This is a genomic window from Okeania sp. SIO2F4, from assembly GCF_010672385.1.
GTDB lineage: Bacteria > Cyanobacteriota > Cyanobacteriia > Cyanobacteriales > Microcoleaceae > Trichodesmium.
Genome location: NZ_JAAHGT010000986.1, coordinates 1 through 3,505 on the forward strand (window position 1 = coordinate 1; position 3,505 = coordinate 3,505).

General features: G+C 31.9%; 3 protein-coding genes. 2 read left to right on the forward strand and 1 reads right to left on the reverse strand.

Annotated features, from left to right (window positions below; translation table 11 throughout):
* Positions 1 to 754: 754 nt before the first annotated feature.
* Positions 755 to 2,146 (reverse strand): helix-turn-helix domain-containing protein, encoded by a 1,392-nt coding sequence (locus tag F6K22_RS36025; RefSeq protein ID WP_293109415.1) that lies wholly within the window; start codon positions 2,144 to 2,146, stop codon positions 755 to 757.
* A gap of 361 nt (positions 2,147 to 2,507) precedes the next feature.
* Here F6K22_RS36025 and F6K22_RS36030 point away from each other — a divergent pair, with 361 nt between their 5' ends.
* Positions 2,508 to 2,810, forward strand: coding sequence for a hypothetical protein (locus F6K22_RS36030; protein WP_293109417.1), 303 nt, complete (start codon positions 2,508 to 2,510; stop codon positions 2,808 to 2,810).
* A 465-nt stretch (positions 2,811 to 3,275) separates the two neighbouring features.
* Positions 3,276 to 3,505, forward strand: a 230-nt coding sequence (locus F6K22_RS36035; RefSeq protein ID WP_293109419.1) for a type IV pilin protein, incomplete at its 3' end; no start/stop codon positions are given.

Sequence of the window (3,505 nt, forward strand, 5' to 3'; positions counted from 1 at the left end):
TTAAATTTTTTGTATCTTGCCTAATTTGGCAAAATATTTGATGATTCTCTCTGTGAATCTTTCTGCCAATTATAGATAAATTTTTCTGTGAGCTTCAGTCAAATCTAATGTAACTTTTCCGAATCTTCAGCAGTGGATATTAAATATTGTCTGAAAATTGGCAGAACTGAAAATAGGGTTTGTTATTTCTCCACTTTCGTTGAGATTAAAAAATCTCTGTATAGATATCATAACTTAGTTATTACTTATCAAAATTTGGCAAAATATTTGATGATTCTCTCTCTGAATCTTTGTGCCAATTATAGATAAATTTTTCTGTGAGCTTCAGTCAAACCTAAGGTAACTTTTCCGAATCCTCAGCAGTGGATATTAAATATTGTCTGAAAATTGGCAGAACTGAAAATAGGATTTGTTATTTCTCCACTGTCGTTGGGATTAAAAAATCTCTGTATAAATATAATAACTCAGTTATTACTTATCAACTTTATTTGTATCTTGCCTAATTTGGCAGAATAGTTGATGATTCTCTATCTGACTCTTTCTGCCAATTTATAGATCAACTTTTCTCTCAGCTTCAGTCTCACAAATATGTGATTTTTCCGCATCCTCAGAAGTAGATATTACATCTTGTCTGAAAATTGGCAAAACTGAAAATAATGTTTTTTTCCCTCTACTTTCATTAGGATGAAAAAATCTCTGTATCTGAATCTTTCTGAAAATTATAGATAAATTTTTCTGTGAGCTTCAGTCAAATCTAATGTAACTTTTCCAAATCCTCAAAATTGGATATTACATATTGTCTGAAAATTGGCAAAACTGAAAATAATGTTTCTTGTTCTTGCATTTTAGTTTCTATTAAAAAACGTCGCCCTAAAGATTTTATAGCATTAAATAATTCCTGGGCTGATAATTGACTGTCTGTTAACAATTGAGCGATAGAAAGAGGTTCCATTTTCTGACTTAGGCAAGTAATAACTTTTTGTTCTATTTCCGACAAACGCTGCCAATGCTTTTCTAAAATTATTGCTAATTCTTCACTTATATATAGTTGTTCGTATTTGAAAAATTCTCCTACTCGTCCGCCAAAAATTTCTTGAATTGTATTAACAGCAATTTTTAACCATAGAGGGTTTCCTTGATAGATATTGATTAACTTTTCCCATTCCGACTCATCTAATAATTTGTTTTCTCTGAGAATTTCTGAAGCTCCTAAACCTAAAGGTTTTAGTGGGAAAAGACTAACGGGGGAATTTTTTCCAGCTAAGGTGATAATTTCTTGCGGAGATTCCCAACTGTTGATAATAAAGCAACTTTTGTGAACTGTTTCACCAATTAGTTTAAAGAATTTTTTATAGCTTCTGTATTCTGACTGATAATTTCCAGCTAGTTGTTTTTCCCTAAGTAAAGTTTGTACGTCATCTAGCACAATTAAACAGCGTTTTTTTTGCAGATTTGACAATAAAATTGATAGCTTCTCCCCTAAAGTCGAGGGTAGTCGATCTTCTGTTTGATTGCCAGTTGATAATATTAAACTTTTTAAGGTGTTTTCTAAAGGTGGAGATAAGTTTAGGTCAAGCCAAATTACTACATCAAAGTTAGTTTTGATTTTTTGTAATAAGTAACAAGCTAGGGCAGTTTTACCAATTCCAGAATTACCTAAAATAGCTATCAAACGACAACCTTCCCGCAATATCCATTTTTCTAAATTAGCAATTTCTTTTTGGCGATCGCTTAACTTAACTAAATCTGGTGCAGTGCTTAAATTTTGTTGGAGTTTATCTGATTTAGAGGGCGATGATATATCTGATGAGATATCCCTACAAACATTCACATTACTAATTATCAAATCATTACCCACACTACCAAAAAAATTAGAGGAGACAATCAATGATTGTTTCCTCTCCATTACCGAACGAAAATTAGTTCTATTAACATTTTCTGCCATAGCATTTGATAAAATCTGCCAAAGTTCAGATGCCAAATTTCTGACATATCCTTCACTACAATAATTCTCTTCAGCTATTTCAAAATATTTTTGACCCTGCCAAACTTCCCGTAAGATTGCAACCTGTAAGTTAGATAAATGCTTCCCTGTTTTGGTAAAAACCAATTCATCAACAAAGCTCAATACTTCTTGAATATCCATTATTTTTTCGGAGATATGAAGTCTTGCTTTTCAGCGTTATTACTCAAGAAAAATTTTTGATATTTGACAATCACTATCGTCATTTAGTAATCTCTCAATTTTATCATACTTTTTATTGATTTTCTTGATTTTTCTGACACAATCTGACATTATCTGACACAATTATTTTTATTTTTGTTGATAAATTATTACTTTTTATTATTTTATTTTTTTCAAATATAGGCAAAAATAAGTATTAATAAATAAAGCTTAATTTACCACTGATTAAATTTGATTATCTGTTTATTTATACAGATATTTTTTCCAATAGCAGGAACAAAAAAATAGGAGTTATTTGTTGATGAAAAAACCGCAAAATTTTATGAAAGCCATTCCTTTAGTTATGGCAGTTTGTAGTAGCATATTAGTCTCTACAGCTAAACCTGCATCAGCATTTGGGTGGTGGAAAACAGACTATTTAGGGCGAGCAACTATGAGCGATAATGCTCGATATTGGAGGTCTATAGGAAGGATAGGTTTGTCCTCTCCTCCTTGGAATCGTAGCGATATTTGTAGGTGGAAATATCCCCGTAAAAATGGCACAGTATATGGTAAACCTGCTAGTTGGTGGGGAACCGCTCATTGGGAAACAAACTGCTACCATAGATACTGGAGATGGTGGTAATAAGAAGAGCCTAACTAAATTTTTCTAATTAAATTCAGTGAGTAATTATCAATCATCAAGCTCACTGATTTTTTGATAAATATGGAAACAAACTACTACCATAGATACTGGAAATGATGGTAATAAGAAGAGCCTAACTAAATTTTTCTAATTAAATTCAGTGAGTAATTATCAATCATCAAGCTCACTGATTTTTTGATAAATAGGGCTTGCTGATTAAATCTAAAAGCATTGAAATATAAAGACTTTATCTTTTTTGGGGCCTTTAAAAAGTGCGCCTGTTTCAGTCTAAAACCCTCAAAAAGTTAGTATTTTAGGCCAGAGTATGGCAGAAAAATCACTCTTAAAATTCTTACTCCTACCTCCTCCCTCGTTCCCATTTCTCCTGTCTCCTGTCTCCTGACTCCTGACTCCTAACCATACCATGCATACTTTTTCAGCAAACCCTAAATAGACATTGTTGTTATGAATAAATATCTCATACTTTTGATAGATAAATCTTACAAACATCATCAATCAAAAACTTCAGGATTCACTCTCATCGAACTTTTAGTAGTTATCATAATTCTAGGGATATTAGCTTCCATCTCTTTCAGCTCAATGTTAAATATGATCAGCAAAGCTAGAGAAACAGAAGCGATGACCAACGTAAATTACTGTCAAAAAGAACAACAGACTTACTATGCAGAAAATAC

Excerpts from the sequence above, each read along its gene's own strand:
- F6K22_RS36025 (WP_293109415.1), bottom strand. The coding sequence starts at position 2,146 with ATGGATATTCAAGAAGTATTGAGCTTTGTTGATGAATTGGTTTTTACC.
- F6K22_RS36030 (WP_293109417.1), top strand. The coding sequence starts at position 2,508 with ATGAAAGCCATTCCTTTAGTTATGGCAGTTTGTAGTAGCATATTAGTC.